The 16,579-nt window shown below is 56.9% G+C and carries 12 protein-coding genes; 5 read left to right on the forward strand and 7 right to left on the reverse strand.

The genetic code is table 11. The features are described 5' to 3' along the window. Positions 1 to 118 precede the first annotated feature (118 nt). The 4 genes from GZH47_RS12940 to GZH47_RS12955 all read left to right on the forward strand — a co-directional run bounded on the left by GZH47_RS12940 (position 119) and on the right by GZH47_RS12955 (position 3,405). Entirely contained in the window at positions 119 to 1,042 is a 924-nt protein-coding gene (locus GZH47_RS12940) for a helix-turn-helix transcriptional regulator (RefSeq protein ID WP_162640466.1), read from the forward strand. Positions 1,043 to 1,052: 10 nt separating this feature from the next. Continuing rightward, a complete protein-coding gene (locus GZH47_RS12945) occupies positions 1,053 to 2,051 on the forward strand; it encodes a cysteine peptidase family C39 domain-containing protein (protein WP_162640467.1) in 999 nt (332 codons plus the stop codon). Between the two features lie 21 nt (positions 2,052 to 2,072). Beyond that, positions 2,073 to 3,041, forward strand: coding sequence for a hypothetical protein (locus tag GZH47_RS12950; protein ID WP_162640468.1), 969 nt, complete (start codon positions 2,073 to 2,075; stop codon positions 3,039 to 3,041). A 109-nt stretch (positions 3,042 to 3,150) separates the two neighbouring features. Continuing rightward, entirely contained in the window at positions 3,151 to 3,405 is a 255-nt protein-coding gene (locus GZH47_RS12955; protein ID WP_162637933.1) for a hypothetical protein, read from the forward strand. A gap of 72 nt (positions 3,406 to 3,477) precedes the next feature. Here GZH47_RS12955 and GZH47_RS12960 read toward each other — a convergent pair whose 3' ends face one another. The 6 genes from GZH47_RS12960 to infC form a co-directional block, all read right to left on the reverse strand. Then, positions 3,478 to 4,674, reverse strand: coding sequence for a trans-sulfuration enzyme family protein (locus GZH47_RS12960; RefSeq protein ID WP_225446469.1), 1,197 nt, complete (start codon positions 4,672 to 4,674; stop codon positions 3,478 to 3,480). Continuing rightward, complete coding sequence (locus tag GZH47_RS12965) at positions 4,671 to 5,498, reverse strand: carbohydrate ABC transporter permease (protein WP_162640469.1); 828 nt, start codon at positions 5,496 to 5,498, stop codon at positions 4,671 to 4,673. Before GZH47_RS12965 ends, GZH47_RS12960 begins: the two co-directional genes overlap by 4 nt. Beyond that, positions 5,498 to 6,379: a carbohydrate ABC transporter permease gene (locus tag GZH47_RS12970; RefSeq protein WP_162640470.1), complete on the reverse strand. Its 882-nt coding sequence runs from the start codon at positions 6,377 to 6,379 to the stop codon at positions 5,498 to 5,500. The genes GZH47_RS12965 and GZH47_RS12970 overlap by 1 nt, the downstream gene beginning before the upstream one ends. Positions 6,380 to 6,454: 75 nt before the next feature. Beyond that, entirely contained in the window at positions 6,455 to 7,771 is a 1,317-nt protein-coding gene (locus GZH47_RS12975; protein ID WP_162640471.1) for an ABC transporter substrate-binding protein, read from the reverse strand. A gap of 100 nt (positions 7,772 to 7,871) precedes the next feature. Beyond that, complete coding sequence (locus GZH47_RS12980; protein ID WP_162640472.1) at positions 7,872 to 8,549, reverse strand: FadR/GntR family transcriptional regulator; 678 nt, start codon at positions 8,547 to 8,549, stop codon at positions 7,872 to 7,874. A 182-nt stretch (positions 8,550 to 8,731) separates the two neighbouring features. Continuing rightward, on the reverse strand, positions 8,732 to 9,229 hold the full coding sequence (infC, locus tag GZH47_RS12985; protein WP_162645222.1) for a translation initiation factor IF-3: 498 nt from the start codon (positions 9,227 to 9,229) through the stop codon (positions 8,732 to 8,734). Between the two features lie 312 nt (positions 9,230 to 9,541). On the opposite strand from infC, the gene GZH47_RS12990 reads away from it, so the two are divergent. Next, positions 9,542 to 15,475, forward strand: a complete 5,934-nt coding sequence (locus GZH47_RS12990; protein WP_162640473.1) for an S-layer homology domain-containing protein — start codon at positions 9,542 to 9,544, stop codon at positions 15,473 to 15,475. Between the two features lie 135 nt (positions 15,476 to 15,610). On the opposite strand, the gene GZH47_RS12995 is transcribed toward GZH47_RS12990, so the two are convergent. Then, positions 15,611 to 16,501 (reverse strand): NAD-dependent epimerase/dehydratase family protein, encoded by an 891-nt coding sequence (locus GZH47_RS12995; RefSeq protein WP_162640474.1) that lies wholly within the window; start codon positions 16,499 to 16,501, stop codon positions 15,611 to 15,613. Between the last annotated feature and the right edge of the window lie 78 nt (positions 16,502 to 16,579).

The following is a 16,579-nucleotide window of genomic DNA, read 5'->3' on the forward strand; positions in this document are numbered from 1 at the left end:
GGTAATCCGGGAAGAAACGCCGGCGTCTTTCCAAACAGGCGCAGTAAGCTTCTCCATTCGAGAATGCGCTTGCAGATTACCGCAGTGTCTTGCTTGATTGAATAAAGAGGTGATCCAAATGAGCAACTTGCATCGGATTCGCTGGTTTGACAGTCAGCTCAGAGAAGGCAATTATCCGAACAGCTCCACGCTGGCCGCGCAGTTCGAGATTTCCAAGCGCCAGGCGCAGCGCGATATCGAATACTTGGCCTGCTCCTTATCAGCCCCCCTGCTCTATGTTGCGAAGTATCGCGGCTATTGCTACGAGGATAAAACATACGCGCTTCCGCTCCTGTATATGACCGAAGAAGAGCAGAAGATTTTGAACTATTTGGCTCGCCGCTATCGGGAATACAATTACGACGGCGCTCCCGCCGTCAATCGCATCGCCAACCTGCTGGACCGCTTCGCCCCGAATGACGCGCAGACGGATTTTCGGCTGCCCGTCTTCGATATGAACCCCACGCTGATCGATACGACGGAACGGCTGTCCGATGCCATCTCCCGCCAACTCGCCGTCACGCTCGTCTACAGAGAAAGCGCCGATGCCGAGCCGCTTACGGTTTGGCCGATGAAGCTTTTCGCCAGAACCAATTGCGATTATCTCGCCGCCTACTCCGCGACCCAGCGGAAACGGCGAACCTTGCGGCTCGACTGCATCGTCAGCATGACCGTCACGAAGGACCGCTTCGATGCATCCGGACTGGAAGAACTGGAATGGAACAGCGGCGGCAGCGAAGGCAGCACGAAGAAACCATTCACCGCGAAGCTCAAACTGCCCGAGTCCGCTTCAGGCTCGGCCTGGAACGGCTATCGCATGCGAAGCACGGCCGAACCGCTCGTCTATTTGCTGGAGTTTCACGATACGGATGCTTTCCTGCAGCAGCTGTGGACTTCGGAATCGGCCTGGGTAACGCTCTTGGCGCCCAAATGGCTGATCGACAAGCTCGAGCGCAAGTGCAGCGCCATTCTGAAGCAATTGACCCCAACGAACGAGAGGTGAACGCAGCCCCATGTCCCGCGTCATGCTGCATCAGATTCAAATGAAACGCCAATCCAAGTCCTACGTGGACAGTCTCCATGCGATCCTTACGGCCGCCGGGCTGTTCGCGGGGCCCAAATACATGCTTGCCGGACTAAGCGGCATGGCGTTCAAGTTCGCCGTCCACCGGAAGCTGCTCTCCTTCTCGGTCTCGGCTTATGGCCAATGGGGGAACGAGCATGATCCCGCCATCGAGAACCTCGGGCTCTTCACGATCCGGGACGCAGGCCGCACGCGGCATGCCACGTATCCTTATTATCAAGCGGATGCCGTGAAGTGGGTCAAACAGTCGTTGGATGCCGGAGTCGGCGTCATTTACTGGATACCGGAGTTCGGCGTCATCTGCGGCTATGACGATGAAGACGAAGTGTTCTACGTGCAGGATGGCTGGAATGCGGAGCACGGCGTCGTGCTGTACGACAATTTCGGCTTGAATTTCACGCCCTTCTGGTACTGCCAGATGTTCGGGGAACGCGTCGAGATCGACCTGGCCGCCATGGTGCTGGAGTCGCTTCGACTGGCCATCTACGACTGGGAAACGCCTCATAAAACATTGCCCGACACAGAGATCGCTTCCGGCAAGCTGGCCTTCTCCTTCTTCAGGAACGGACTCGCGAACGAGGCGTATGACGAACGCGGAGCCGTCTATATCTTAGAAGATTACGTCTATACGCGAGGCGAAATCGCGGATTATCTGCACGACGTGCAGGATACGCTGCCAGGGCTTGAGGAAGCCGCCGCACGATACGCGGAGCTGCGCGGCGTTCTGTCCGCCGTCCACGATTGCTGGACGACCGGCCCTGACGGCAAGCGGATCGATCCCGAGCGGACCGAAGCGCTCTGCTCCATCCTGCTGCAGGCCGAAGCGCTGGAAGAACGCGCGATCGCGGTATTCCGCAGCGTATCCGCGCGGTTTCCGGATCGCAAACGATCGATCATTCCACGATGGGGCGCCAATTCGGCGCGCTGACGACAGGAGGTGCCCGCCGCCATGGGCAGCAAACAATTGACCGGACTAACCATGACCCGCGAATCCCGATCCTATACCGATGCGATGCACGGCGTGCTGACGCATTGCGGATGGTTCGGCCGTTCCAAAGCGATGCTGGCCGGGATGACCGTGAACGGCTTTCGTTTCTCGGCGGACCGCCAGCTGAGCGCCGATTCTTGGCATGCGTACAACTGGATCGCCGAGCATTTTCTCGCAGCCGACTTTATCGGCATTACGGCTTCTTCGAACGCCGGATTCAGCTTCGCCCCGACGTTCCCTTTGTATCAGAAGCATGCCGTCGCCATGATCAAGCAGTCCATCGACAACGGGATCGGCTCCGTGTTCTGGAAGGATGATTTCGTCATTGCCGCAGGCTACGACGACGATACGGCCAGCTTGTTCTACGTCGATGGTACCGGGGCCGAAGGAGAGCAGCCGAAGTCCCTTCCCTACAGCGACTTCGGCCGCAACGAATCGCCTTACTGGTATTATCAAACCTTCGAGGCCCGAATCGCGCTCGACGAGCTCGAAATTTACAAGGAATCGTTCATGCAGGCGATCTTCAAATGGGAGACGCACGACCTCTTGCTTCCCAAGGACATCTACGCCTGCGGCAAACAAGCCTACGATGTGTTTATCGATAAACTAGACGATAATAATATTCACCTAACGGATCGAACAGGAGCCGGCAGTTTAATACAGCGATACGCCGCCGCCAAACGGGATCTGGCCGAGTACACCGCGGAGCTGGCGAAGATCTGGCCGGCATGCGTCCCCATTGCGGATTGTTACGCCGGCGTAGCCGAGCGCTTCGACCGGGTGGCGGAAGCGCTCGAGGCTTGCCTAGACGCCCCGATCGTCCCTCTGATGCAGGAAGCGGGCGAGCTGGAAGACCAAGCCGTACAGCTCATGAAAGCCTTTATGCGCGAGCGGGTTCATAATCGTTTCGAAGACATTGCCTTGCGCTAGAATGCGGATGGCGGACACGGCGCCGAGTGTATTTCCCCAATCCGGGGTAATATATCAGTGATGCGAATGGAACAGTCCTCCAAATCATGCAAAAAGGCGGTGTATCCCCATGAAGAGAAACAGGGACGGCTATGACGAAATGTATAACGAAACCTCGAACACCGCGGCAGGCATCAATACGCCTAAGAATCACGAAGACAACGGTCCGCTCGATATGATCAGCGGCGCGGTCGAGGAAATCGTCGACAACGTGCAGCATGCCTTTGACCACGAACAGCATGCCGACGACGACGAGTCCGACGAGTCCGACCATCACCCGCATCTCAATCAGCATCAGTCGCGCTATGACCGGCATTCCTATTGAACGCCATGCGAAAACCGCCCTCCACGATGGCCAAGCGGCCGGTGGAGGGCGGTTTGCTATTTCAAATTAGGTTTACGAACCCGCGGCCAGCGACAGTTCACGCGCCGCCCGATTCATATCCGCGATCAGATCCTGCGGGCTCTCCAGCCCGATATACAGCCTGACGATGCAGCCATCCTCGGGCTGCTTGCCCGCCGCATTGACGGTAACGAGACTTTCGAAGCCGCCCCAGCTGACGCCGATTTTGAAATACTGCAGGTTGTCCGCCCATGCCTTCATCTTCGCGAGCGGCACGTTCGTAGTGAAGGAGAACAAGCTGCTGCTGCCCGACATTTGCCTCGCGGCCAGCTCGCGCTGCGGATGGTGCGGCATGCCCGGATGATTGACCTGCTGTACGTACGGCAGCGAACGGACATACTCCGCGATGATCATCCCGCTCTCCTCGTGCCGCTGCATGCGAAGGGGCAGCGTGCGTAAACCCTTGGCAACCAGCGCCGCGGTCTGCGGCGTCATGATCGCCCCGAACAGCATGTACTCGTTGTTGCCGATACGATCGACCAATTCCCGCGAACCGAGCACGACGCCGCCGACGCAGTCGCTGTGGCCGCCGATATACTTGGTGACGGAATGCACGACCAGATCGACGCCCAATGCGAGCGGATTCTGATAGATCGGCGTCGCCCAAGTGCCGTCGATGACCGTGCGCGCACCGATGCTCTTCGCTAACGCGGCGCATTGCTGCAGATCCTGCAGTTCGAAGAACAGCGTGGTCGGGCTTTCCAGATAGAACAGCTTCGTGTTGGGACGAATCGCTTCCTGCCAATTCTCGATAAAACGTCCATCGACGAACGTCGTCTCGACGCCGAAGCGGCTCAGGTAGACGGACAGAAACTCCCTCGTCGGCCCGTAAGCCTGGTCAACGCAGACAATGTGATCGCCTGCCCCGACGCAGGACATAATGGTTGCGGATATCGCGCCCATGCCGGAAGCGAAGCATTTTGCCTCTTCGGCTCCCTCCAGCTCGGCCAGCTTCTTCTCCAAATAATCGACGGTCGGGTTATTGCCCCGCGAGTAAATATGGTTGTGCATCAGCGATTGAAACGCTTGTTCGAAAGCCTCGTACGTCTCGAATGCGAACAGGCTGTTCTGATAAACCGGTACATGGATAGCGCCATGATGCCTCGCATCGATGGGATCGTGAGCGACTTGCGTGAAGCGCTCCTCCATCGGCGTTGTGGTCCGCTGCTGATTGTTGTCTAGGCTGCTCATCCTTTTTCTGCTCCTTGTGTTAACCCTTCTACGATGAATCGCTGCGCGACCGCGAAGATGAAGATCGTTGGAATAATGGACAATACCGCTCCCGCCGACATCGCGCCCCAATCCACGTCGAATTTCAAGATGAAGGAGTTCATCGCGACGGGCAGCGTCTTCAGGGAGTCGTTATCGATAAACATAACCGCGAGGAACAATTCGTTCCAGTTCTGCACGAAAGCGAAAATAAACGTCGAGGCGATACCCGGCAGCATAACGGGAATAATAACCCGCAAGAGCGCCGACCAGCGCGAGCAGCCGTCGATCATCGCCGCTTCCTCCAGGCTGGACGGAATCCGCTGGAAGAAGCCGCGCAGCATGATCGTCGAGAACGGAATGAGTCCGACGGTGTACATGAGCACGAGCGAGAACCGGGTGTTCAGCATGTCCATGTGGCTCATCATGAGGTACAGCGGCGCGAGCGCGATGAACCCCGGCAGCATTTGAGTCAAGAAGAACGCCAGCATGACTTGACCGTGACCCCGGAACTTGAAGCGTGCCAATACATAGGCGCTCAGAACCGCGATGACGAGCACGATGAACGCCGCGGCGATCGCAACGATCAAGCTGTTTCCGATATAGATATGGAATTTCGAGATTTTGAAAATATTAATGTAGTTATCCATGGTGAACTTCTCTGGCCAGTAACGCAGCGGGAACGAGAAAATATCCTTCTGCGGCTTCAGCGACGTGATGACGATCCAATAAAGCGGGAACACCATGACGAGCAGGTAGAGAGCCAGGAATACGACTTTAAGCGCAGTTCCGATTCGCAGCTTCATCAGAAGTCACCCACTTTCTCCGCCTTGGTGACGGTCAGGAAGAAGATCGTATACAGCAGCAGCAGCACGATCATGATAACGCCGATCGCGGATGCAGCCCCGTAGTCGCCGGCGTAAATGATTTTGTCCAGCATCAAGGAGGACAGAATATGCGTGCTGCCGGCAGGACCGCCGTTGGTCAAGCCGTAGATAATGGTCGGATCGTTGAAAATCCAAATCGCCCGCAGAAGCGTAGTGGCGATAATCGTAGGCAAAATATAAGGAAGCGTGACGTTCCACAGCTTGCGAACACCCGTCGCCCCGTCCATGTCGGCTGCTTCGTACAGCTCCGACGGCACGGATTGCAACGCCGCGAGCAGCATGATCGCGAAGAACGCGATGCCGTACCAGACGTTGGCGATAATGACGGAGGTCATCGCCCACTTCGGATTCGAGAGAAACCCGATCCGCTCGTGGATGATGCCGATGCGCAGCAGAAGATCGTTAATGACGCCGATTTGCGAATTGAACATCCACTTCCAGATCATCCCGATCAGGAAGCCCGACAGCGCCCAGGAATAGAACGCGAAGCCTTGGAAAATCCCCCTGCCTCTGAAAGGCTTTTTCAGCAGCAGCGCAAGAGCCAAGCCGAACAGGAATTGGAAGATCAGCGAGAAGAACACCCAGTAACCGCTGTTTTTCAGCGCCGTGAAAAATTTCGGATCGTGGAACGCATCCTTGAAATTGTCGAAGCCGACAAACCGGATATGACGGAGATCGAACAGCTTGTAATCCTGGAACGCCATGATGATCCCCTTCAGGAAGGGATAGTACGTGAAGGCCAACACTAACAACAAGGCGGGGAGCAGCCCCGATAGGATAAAGATCTTTTGATTTTTCATGTTTGCACCGCCTTGCTTCTGGAATATAGTCGAGGGCGGCTAGTGCCGCCCTCGCATCAACTCAATGACCGACGTCTATTTCTTCAGGTTGGCCTTCTGGTCTGCCCAGTAGCTGTCCCATTTCTTAAGCGTATCGTCCAAGGAAGCTTGGCCGAGCAGCAGGGCTTGGCCGGATTCCATCTCGACTTGACCCCATTGGCCCGTACCCGGATATTCGAACGGCGGCTTGAAGTTCAAGAACGTATCCGGCGCGTTCGTCATGTCGAGCAGCGTTTTGTAAGGGCCGGTTTTGAAGAACTCGTCCTCCGAAGCGGACGTATGGATCGGAATGAGTCCGTATGCTTTCGAGAACTCCGTGTTCTCTGCAGGGCTGGACAGGAACGAGATCAGCTTCCAAGCGGCTTCTTTATGCTTGGATTCGGCCGCGATGCCCCAGCCTGCTCCGCCTGCGGCGAGCAGCGCTTTGCCGGTCGGTCCGGCTTGCAGCGGCGCCGTTGCCCAAGTGCCTTCGGCCATTTTCTCCTGCAGCGATTGAATGACGTCCGGATCTTGCAGCAGCATGCCCGTTACGCCGGAAGTGAACGCCTGCACCTGCTCTTGGAAGCCCCAGTTGACGGAGTCCGGCGGCGATGCTTCTTTGTACAGCTTCTGGTACAGCTCGATCGCGGCTTTCGCTTCCGGCGTCGAGAAGACCGTCTTGCCGTCTTTGGTGAACATGGAATCTTCCAGGTTGACGTTGTCGCCGTTGAAAGCGAGCACCATCGCGTCCGTCGTGCCGTTCGCGCCGGCACCGCCGCGGAACGAGAAGCCGTAACGGTTCTTGGACGGATCCGTCAGCTTCTTCGCCGTTTCGAACAGTTCGTCCCATGTTTTCGGCGGCGTCAAGTTTTGCTCCTTGAACCAGTCCGCGCGGTAGAACAGTTGGCGCTCGTACAAGCCGTTCGGTACGAAGTACAGCTTGTCTCCCACGGAGCCGAGCGATTTCGAAATCGCGCTGACCGTGGAATAATCCGACCACTTGTCGGCATATTCGTTAAGCGGCTCGATAAAGCCGTTATTCACAAACTCGGAGACCGTCAAATCGCGAACCTCGAGCACGTCTATGTCTTCTTTGGCTCCGAGCATCGTTCTGATTTTGTTGTCTGCTTGGTCGAATGGAGGAGAAATGAGCTCCACCTTAATGTCAGGATTAGCCGCTTCGAATTTATCAATGGAAGCTTGAATCAGTGTCGTCCGTTTCGGACTCGTTAAGCTTTCGATCATGCGCAGCGTCACTTGACCGCCGTCAGCGCTTTCATTCGATGAGTCATTCTTACTGCCGCAGCCTGCCAGCAATCCCGCAGACAACGCACCGCAAAGCAATAAAGCAGAAACCTTCTTGCGATTAGTCATATAGATTTCCCCCCATCTAGATGTATCATACAGTCATCCTGTCTGATAGGTTTGATTATATTGAAAGCGCTAACCGCTGTCAATAAAAAAAAGGGCTCCCTTAAACGCTCTTGATCTTCGCTTCCAGACAGTCCATCATCTTGTAAAACTCTTCCATCGCGTTCTCCGTATCATGAATCCGAATCGCGTCGAACATCGTAATATGCATCGGATAGGTCTCGTCAAACAATTGTTTATCCCCCAGCGGATCGTTAAAGAACTTCTCGTAAAGCCCGGAGAAAGAATCCAATACCGTCTCCAGCACGGGATTGCCCGCCGCCTTGATGATATAACGATGAAAGGCCAAATCGATCTGCGACGTATCTTTGCCCGCTTCTTTCCGCTCGCGGTATTCCGCCAGGCATGCCTCGACTTCCGCGATCTGCTTGTCGTTGATCCGCTTGGACGCCAGCCGGACGGCTTGTCCTTCAAGCGCTCGCCGGACCTCGAGCGTATGCAGCAAGAAAGCCCGCTCCTGCTCGACCTTGACTTTGCCCATGAAACGGAAGGTGTTCACGTCGCGGACGAAGATGCCCTTGCCGTTCTCCACTTGGATGATATCCATCGCTTCGAGATACCGCAGCGCTTCGCGCAGGGACGAGCGGCCGACGCCGAACATTTGCGTCATTTCCTCAACGGAGGGAAGCTTGTCGCCTTCCGACAGCTCTTTCTCTTGAATATAATTTTGTATTTCTTGCGACACCTGCTCATGCACGAGAATCTTTTGAATTTTTGGCATGGTTTCAGCTCTCCCCCTCACCTAGCAACCTATCTGACAGGTTAATAGTAAGCCAGCCCCCTGTCCGATGTCAAATTGATTATGCCACAGAGAATAAGGAAGCTTCAACCAATATTGGTATAAAGCTTCCTTCGGCGAGAGAACGCCCTATCGGACTGAACCCGCTAAAATGGCAACGATGCCTATTCGATCGGAAGCACCTTGACGGCGGCACCCTTCCCGCTGACTTGAATCCCCGTTTCCTTCGTCCCCTTGCCCTTGAGATCCGCAAGCAGCCGCTCCAGGAGCGCCTTCGCCTGCTGGCTTTCCTTCCCCTTGCCTTGCACGCGCACCGTTAACTCGACGGCGCTGCCGGATTCCAGCATTTTCGCGATCTGACGCAGCTTCGTATCGTAATCATGCTCCTCGATATGCGGGGTCAGCCGGATTTCTTTGGTCTTCTGCGGCTGCTCCTTGCGCTTCTCCTCCCGCTTCTGCGCGTTCATATCCTGCTTCGCCGCGCTTCGGCTGATCAGCCGGCACGGCGGGGGACTGCTCATGAGCGACGTGCACACTAACGAGACCTTATGTTCTCTCGCCATCCGCAAAGCCTCTTCCCTGGACACGATGCCTAAATCCTCGCCGTCGAGCCCTGTCAGCCAAACCTCTGACGCTTTGATTTGTTCATCCATTATCATGATGGATTGACCTCCGATGATTTCATATATTCATGATCGTCTAGCTCCGAGCACGTACGCTCGCATTCTATTATATCAGCATTCTAGCGCGAAGCACTGCTCGCCCTTTCCCTTGTCGCTCATGCTCGTTTTGTACTGAAAAATGCCATATGAGCAATGCGTTCAGAAGAAAAACGAGTTTTTAGCAGTACAACAGAAGCATGGATCATGGCATGCTTCTCCTAAACGGAGGTGATGGATACGTTCGGCGGCGAACGAACGCGCATGCCTAAATGTAAACGTTATCAAGGAAAAATGAATAAGGGAGTGACAGGATTGAGCAGCAAAGCAATTAAAAAGATGATGGCGGTCCTCATAACGCTGATGATGACCCTGAGCCTCGTACAGATTCCCGTTTTCGCGGACTCCGTCGATGACCAGAGCGGCGCAGCCGGCACCGTCGAACAGGCCGAACCCTCGCCGGACGACGGAAGCGCGGCGCTTCCGTCCGATTCCGAAGCAGGCCGCGACGAGCAGGCGGACATGGCTCAGCTCGACGCGCAGCTTAACGCGACCGACATAGACATCTCTCCGACCGACGCGGCGATACCCTCGGAAGATTATAAAGTAACCAACCTGGGGCAGCTCATGCAGGATACCGACAGTTGGGACACGGTCAGCATGGACGCCGCGAGCAGCCTGGCACAGGGCCAGTTCAATATGGTGTTCGGCGAATCCCGGCAGTCGGCAACCGGCACAGGGACGTGGGCATCGCACATCTATTACGCGAAGCCGATTCCAACGGACACCGCCTGGGCGTTCGACATGCAGATCAACACGCTGGGCAGCAGCGCTCAGTTCGGCTTCAAACCGCGGACGACGGTGCTGGCCGCGGATACCTATAATCCTCGGATGTATTACATCCGCTATTCCACGGATAACGGCGGCACGCTGCAGCTGCGGCGCTCCAATTCAAACTGGACGGAGACCACGCTCGCAGAAGTGCCTAACAACGGTTTGCTCGCCGTCAACACGAAAGAAGAAATCGTCGTCGGCGCACTCGATGAAGACGGCGGCGTAAGGCTCGTCTTTGAAGTCAACGGTGTCTCCGTGTTTAACGTTCTGGACACCGGCGACGCGGCAGACTCCGCCATTACAGACCAGTCGCAAGGCTTCGAGCTCTATTTCCAAGGTCTGACGGGCCAGACGGGCGGCATTGCCAACAACGCCCAGATTACCCCTGCCGACACGGCGAAATATCCGATAACGCCTCTCGACAACGGATCCGGCACATCGGGGGACTATCAGCTCACCAACATCAGCACGCTTATGACGAGCGGCACATTAGCCAACTGGCAGGCGCATCCGTCATCAACCGGCGATCGCGTCGAAGCCTCCGGCCAGAACGTTGTTCTCACCCCGGGCGCTCAGAATTCCGCGGTCAACTGGAGCAACTCGTTCTCTTATGCACAGCCCGTCGATAAGAACACGGTCTGGGCGTTCAAGGGAAAATTAGACGCGCTGGGGAGCGGCTGGATCGGATTCCAGCTCCGGGCACAGAAGGCGTTAGTAGACGACTCCAGCACCACCGATTACTTTATGAGGCTTGCAGGCGACCGCTCGCAATGGGACCTCTACAGGGTTACGAACGGCGCCGAGCAGAAAATCGTCGCGTCGGTAGCCAACGTCGCCGCCAAGGCCGGCGTGGTTCAGAACTATGAACTCGGCTCGCTTAACGTGGACGGCGGCGTCAGACTGATCCTGAAGGTAGCCGACAAGACCGTATTCGATCTCGTGGACACGGGCGCTTCTTACGGCGAGAATGCTCCTGCACATATCGCTCCCATCGATCAGGACGGCTATCTCACGATCAACATGTACGGCATGACCGGATCGCCGTTTACGATCTACCCCGCGGACGGCCCGGTCAAGACCGTGACCGTCGATCCGGCCAAGATCGACGTCAGACAAGGCGAAAGCGCGAGCTTTACCGCAGCGGTCGACGTCGTGACCGGTTCCGGCGCAAGCACGGACGTGACCTGGTCTGTGCAGGGAAACACCAGCGCGGACACTTCGATCACCTCGGACGGCTTGCTGACGGTCGGAGCTGACGAAGACGCAAGCCTGCTGACGGTGGTTGCCGCATCCGTCGAGGATGCGCTCAAATCGGGCACGGCCAAGGTCATCGTTCCGGAAAACTTCGCGTACGGGCCATCCGAGCTCTACGTGTCGCCGGCCGGGGACGACTCGAACGATGGCAGCGTCGGCAGCCCGTTTCAGACCTTGCAGCGAGCCAGAGACGCCGTGCGCGCCTACATGGCGGATGAAATGGTGCCGGATGGAGGAATTACCGTCTACTTAAGGGGCGGGGAGTACGTGCTTACCTCAACCGTCGAGTTCGGTGCGGCGGACTCCGGTACTGCGGACAAACCAGTAACCTATAAGGCCTACAATGACGAGAAGGTCATCTTCTCCGGCGCGCAGACGATACCGGGCTCGGCTTTTACGCCCGTGACGGACACGGACATCAAGGCAAGACTGTACCCGGGCGTCGCGAACAGGGTGATGCAAGTAGACTTGAACGAGCTCGGCATCCCAAGCTCGCAATGGGGCAGCATTCGCAGAGCCAGCCCCAACACGCTCGACGATCCGGATTCGACGCAGATGTATGTCGACGACATACGTCAAACCATCGCCCAATGGCCTAACCAAGGCTATGCCACGACCGGCGCGATCAAGACTCCGCAGGGCGGCAGCACAGGCGCGACGTTCTCCTACGCCGCTTCCCAGCTGATCCCGGAAGCCGCCGACAGATGGGCGCAAGCCGATCAGGCGTGGGCCTCCGGCTACTGGTACTGGGATTGGTTCAACGATTCCATGCCAATTACCGCCAATACCCTGGATAGAACGCTGACGCTCGGCAGCACATCCGATTTCGGAGTCGCCAGGGACAAGCGCTTCTATGTATTCAATCTGCTTGAAGAGATCGACATGCCTGGCGAATGGTTCCTTGACAGGGACACGGGCATCTTGTACTACTACCCGACCACGAACGATTTGGCCGGCAGCCACATCCAGCTTGCCACGCTCGACAAGAACATGATCCTTGTCAACGGAGCGAATTACCTGAACTTCGAAGGCCTTACTTTCGAAGCGACGAGCGCGGCGGCCTTTAACATCAGAAACGCCGACAACGTCATGGTGGCAGGCAGCACGTTCAGGAATCTGGGCGGCAAGGTCGCGGACATAAAGGCCGCTACGAACTCCGGGTTCACCGGCAACGATATCTACGACCTCTCCAAAGGAGGAATATATATCGACAGCTCGGGCGACAAGGAGAAACTGACCGACTCGGGCGACTATGTGACGAACAACTACTTCTCCAGATTCAACCTGGTCAGCAAGACGTACACCCCTGCGATCAGCGTCAAGACCGGAACGGTCGGCGCAAGGGTGGCGAACAACGTGATCCACGACGGGCCTCACTCCGGGCTTCTGATCGGGGGCGTCAACAACGTGTTCGAGAACAACGAGCTGTATGACCTTGTCTCGGAGTCCGACGATGCCGGCGCGATTTACGGCGGGCGCAACTGGACCGACGTCAACCTCACCTTCCAAAACAACCTGCTGCACGATATCACCGGGCTGGAAGGCAAGAACAGCGCCTATGGCATCTATTTCGACGACAACATGGGCGGCGAGACCATCAAGAGCAACATGTTCTATAACGTAAAAACGCCTGTTTTCGGCCATGGCTCATGGGGCAACCATATTGACAGCAATGTGTTCGTCAACAGCGCCACGCCGATCAGCATCGTCAACTACAACTGGAACCAAGGCAACCAGGACCAGATGGTCGGCCAGTACGACGCGATCGGCTACGACAATCCGGCTTGGGACAGCGCGCTCTCCTGGTGGCAGGACAGAGGCGACGCGATCAACGCGCTGCAACCGCGCGGCGTCGGCCAGAGCGAATATCTGAACTCGGCGAGGGACAACGTCATCACGAACAACGTCAGCTACGATTCCGGGGATTACAACATCGCTTCCTCGGCCCTGCCGACGTTGACACGGGAAAACAACGCGACGTTGACGGATGACAGCTCTTTCAATGATCCGTCGGTTAACGACTACTCGTTGGCCGAGATCCCTTCGGACGTCGGCAGCGATTTCGTCAATCCGGATTATGCTTCGGTCGGGCAATACCTCGACTCGCATAGAAGCAAAATCTTCGTGATGAACGATTTTAGCCTGACCTATCCGTTTAACGGAACGACAGACGTACAGGCCTATAAGCTGAACCTGATGTGGAACCACGCCGTCGGCGCGACAGACTATAAGGTCACCTTGGCGACTGATCCCGACCTGGCGGACGTCGTGTTTACCGGCACGACCAAGAATAATTCCATCGAGGTTGCCGGCCTGAACTACGCAAAAACGACCTATTACTGGCATGTAGAGGCAATCGGAACGTCGGCTAAAAACCCGATCCGGAAGCTTGACGACAATGGCGTATATAGCTTTACCACGGCATTGCAAGAAGTCGCCGACACCACTCTTCTGGATGCGCAAATCAAGGTTGGCGAGAACTATTTGAACGGCATCACGATCGGCACGGCAACCGGCGAATACCCGCAGGCGGCCCACGACGACTTTGCCGCGATCATCGCCGACGCGCAGGACCTGATGACCGAATCCAACGCTGCGCAAACGACCATCGATGCCATGATCCAGAAACTGAAAGACGGCATGGACGCGCTGGAAGTGGCGAGAACAAGCGGTTTGGCGGACTTGAGCGTGCTCATGGACGATGAGGCCGGGTGGAAGAAATCCTCCAGCGCGCAATTCGACCTGACTGGCGCGCCTGACGAGCACATCACCTTTACGGGCAACCATCTGGGCTTTGAAGGGTATGAACTTCCCAACTACGCCATTTGGCATTTCAAGATGAAGCTCGGCAACCCGGGTGATAACTGGAATAACGACTGGTTTGCGATCTCGCTTCGCAACAGCAATACCATCGGCGACCCGTGGGGCGCCACGAATTACCTGCTCGGCTTCAAGCAGAACGTGTTCGAGCTCCAGAAATTCGGCGGAGCGTCCAGCCTGGGCGACTATCAGGTTCCGAACGACGGGATCTTCGAACTGGGCAGGGAATACGACATGCAGTTCGGCGTGTTGAATACCGCAGCCGGAACAAGGATCATCGTCAAAATAGACGGGAATACGATCTACGACTATTTGGATAACTATGACGAGACGAACAACAGCAATATTCCGGTTTCCGGATATATCGGCTTCCATTTGTACGGCGGCCTGAGCACGCTGCCGCTCCAACTCAATCCTGGCGGCGAGGTTGCGCCGGAAACTGCCAATTACACCGTAACCTTCAACGCCAACGGCGGCAGCGCGGTAGATCCGCAGACGGTCGCGAAGGATGAAACGGCAAGCAAGCCGGCCGATCCTACTCGCAAAGGGTACAAGTTCTCGGGCTGGTATACGGATGCCGATCTGACGACGATATGGGATGCCAGCACGCCTATTACCGGCGATATCACGCTCTATGCCCGCTGGAAAAAGGTGACTCCGAATGTACCGAGCGTTCCGGACGTGCCGGATGTTCCAGGAACACCAGACGTGCCAGGAACTCCGGACGTACCAGGAACTCCGGACGTACCAGGAACACCGGGCGTGCCAGGAACACCGGACGTGCCGAACCCGTCCTCCTTCAGCGACACTTCCGGACATTGGGCGGAGAAGTTCATTCAGCAAGCGGCAGCGGCCGGTATCATCGGCGGCTATACGGACGGATCGTTCAAGCCTAATGCCGAAGTTACGCGCGCCGAGTTTATCGTCATGCTGATGAGGGCCGTGCATCCGGCCGCAGCCGACGGCAAGACCGCCGTTTCTTTCACGGACGAGCAATCGATCGGCGCATGGGCGAAGACGGCCGTGGAACAGGCAGCCGGAATCGGCATCTTGACCGGCTACGAAGACGGCAGCTTCCGGCCGAACGATACGATTAGCCGGGCAGAGATCGCCGTCATGCTGGCCAGAGCATTCGGCCTGCATGCCAAGTCGGCGGCCGGCGCATCGTTCAACGACGAAGCGGACTTCCCGTCTTGGTCGCAAGACGCGATCGCCGCGCTCCAAGAACAAGGTATCGTGCAAGGAAGAAACGGCAATCGATTCGAACCGAATGCCGAAGCGACGCGTGCCGAAGCGATCGTCATGATGCTGAGGCTGCTGCAGTCGACTACATCTGCATAACGAATAAGAAGAAGCCTCCGCTTGCATTCGCTCGCGGAGGCTTCTTTTTATGCAGATCTGCCGTTGACCTTGGCTTGCCACGGTCAATGATGCCGGTTCTTCTATCTCTCCTTCAACAACGTCTGCCTTTGTCGATCACGGCTGTGTTCGTTCCTCATGTACAAGCTGCCCGATCAGCTGCGGCAGCCAGTCGTTCAGCTCCCGGAAAACGAAGCCGTCGGCTTCTGCTTTGGCCGTGTCCATCTGCCATGCGCCCGGCACGCCGAACGGCGAGCTGTCGGCTTCGTCGGTTTCGTGCCGAACGACGGCTTCCTTGCCGGCCGCCTGCTCGATCAGCTTCACGATCTCGCCCGGCGTAATATCGCCTGCGGAACAGGCATTGTACGACCCTTCGGCGCTTGAACGGCCAAGCCAATCCAGGAATTCCGCCGCCTCATCCGCTAGTATAAACGACAGCGGAGCATCCGGGACGGGAATGCCGATCGGCTGCCCTCGCATGATATGTTCCACGTGAAAATGCAGCCGGCGCGTGTAGTCCTCCGTCCCGAGCACGATCGGAAAGCGCGCCGCGGCCACGGGGAAAGGAGCCTTTTGCAGCAGTACCGCTTCTACGAGACGCTTGCCTTCTCCATAGTTGATGTCCGCCGGATAAGAGACGGGCAGCTCGTAACGGCGGGCATCGAACATCGCTTCCGTATTGCGCGGTCCCCCGAACGGATATACGCTGAGCGTCGACGTTACCACGTATTTGCCGCAGCGGCCCGCGAACAGCTTCACGGCCTCCTCGGCCTCCTGCGGGAGGTAGCAGATGTTGTCGTATACGACGTCGTACGCTTCATCCCCCATCGCGGCTTGCAGCGCGGCCGAGTCATTCCGGTCGGCCTGGATATGCTTCACGCGGTCTCCGAACGGATTCGGCAGCCCGCCTCTCGTCACGATGGTCACCTCGTCGCCTGCCTCAAGCAGCCGGTCGACCAGCTTCCGGCCGAAGAAACGCGTCCCGCCGAGCACGATAATTTTACGCATGAATGCCACTCTCCCTTGTCCAGCTCTGTTGTGCTTGAATGCTACTATCTTGCCACAATCCGGGCGCGCCCGCAAAGC

Origin of the sequence: Paenibacillus rhizovicinus, assembly GCF_010365285.1 — a bacterium.
GTDB lineage: Bacteria > Bacillota > Bacilli > Paenibacillales > Paenibacillaceae > Paenibacillus_Z > Paenibacillus_Z rhizovicinus.

Excerpts from the sequence above, each read along its gene's own strand:
- GZH47_RS12940 (WP_162640466.1), top strand. The coding sequence starts at position 119 with ATGAGCAACTTGCATCGGATTCGCTGGTTTGACAGTCAGCTCAGAGAA.
- GZH47_RS12945 (WP_162640467.1), top strand. The coding sequence starts at position 1,053 with ATGTCCCGCGTCATGCTGCATCAGATTCAAATGAAACGCCAATCCAAG.
- GZH47_RS12950 (WP_162640468.1), top strand. The coding sequence starts at position 2,073 with ATGGGCAGCAAACAATTGACCGGACTAACCATGACCCGCGAATCCCGA.
- GZH47_RS12955 (WP_162637933.1), top strand. The coding sequence starts at position 3,151 with ATGAAGAGAAACAGGGACGGCTATGACGAAATGTATAACGAAACCTCG.
- GZH47_RS12960 (WP_225446469.1), bottom strand. The coding sequence starts at position 4,674 with ATGAGCAGCCTAGACAACAATCAGCAGCGGACCACAACGCCGATGGAG.
- GZH47_RS12965 (WP_162640469.1), bottom strand. The coding sequence starts at position 5,498 with ATGAAGCTGCGAATCGGAACTGCGCTTAAAGTCGTATTCCTGGCTCTC.
- GZH47_RS12970 (WP_162640470.1), bottom strand. The coding sequence starts at position 6,379 with ATGAAAAATCAAAAGATCTTTATCCTATCGGGGCTGCTCCCCGCCTTG.
- GZH47_RS12975 (WP_162640471.1), bottom strand. The coding sequence starts at position 7,771 with ATGACTAATCGCAAGAAGGTTTCTGCTTTATTGCTTTGCGGTGCGTTG.
- GZH47_RS12980 (WP_162640472.1), bottom strand. The coding sequence starts at position 8,549 with ATGCCAAAAATTCAAAAGATTCTCGTGCATGAGCAGGTGTCGCAAGAA.
- GZH47_RS12995 (WP_162640474.1), bottom strand. The coding sequence starts at position 16,501 with ATGCGTAAAATTATCGTGCTCGGCGGGACGCGTTTCTTCGGCCGGAAG.